The sequence below is a fragment of the Sphingobacterium haloxyli genome, from assembly GCF_002980525.1.
Classification (GTDB): domain Bacteria; phylum Bacteroidota; class Bacteroidia; order Sphingobacteriales; family Sphingobacteriaceae; genus Sphingobacterium; species Sphingobacterium haloxyli.
Genome location: NZ_PVBQ01000060.1, coordinates 1 through 370, shown reverse-complemented (window position 1 = coordinate 370; position 370 = coordinate 1). Strand labels below are relative to the sequence as shown.

The window sequence follows — 370 nt, the reverse complement described above, 5'->3', positions numbered from 1 at the left end:
GAGGGCGTCCAGGTTGTAAAAAGCATACAGAAAAAACGTTATTCATTGCCACAAAAACAGCTTTTTTGATTGCAGGAACGCAGATAAAACCGTATCTTTAGGGTATGGAAACAGCGCTGGAAAACCTCTCGAAAGAAGACCTTCTAAAGGTGGTTTCCAGCCGTAATGACGCCCTGGCCGAACGTGATGAAAAGATCGAATATCTGGAATCCCAGCTTGCCATGTACAAGCGGATGCAGTTCGGCCAGAAGCGCGAACGTTTCGAAGGTGACCCCAACCAGACTGAACTTCCATTTGAGGTAGAACCCCTGGCAGTAGAGCAGCAACAGGAAGAAACCAAGCAAAAGATCGAGTATACCCGCAAACGCCC

Annotated in this window: 1 protein-coding gene; it reads left to right on the top strand. The window is 47.8% G+C overall.

What is annotated here, in order from left to right; translation table 11 throughout:
* Positions 1 to 104: 104 nt before the first annotated feature.
* Positions 105 to 370 (top strand): transposase (locus C5745_RS19945; RefSeq protein WP_207795866.1); only part of this gene is annotated, 266 nt, incomplete at its 3' end.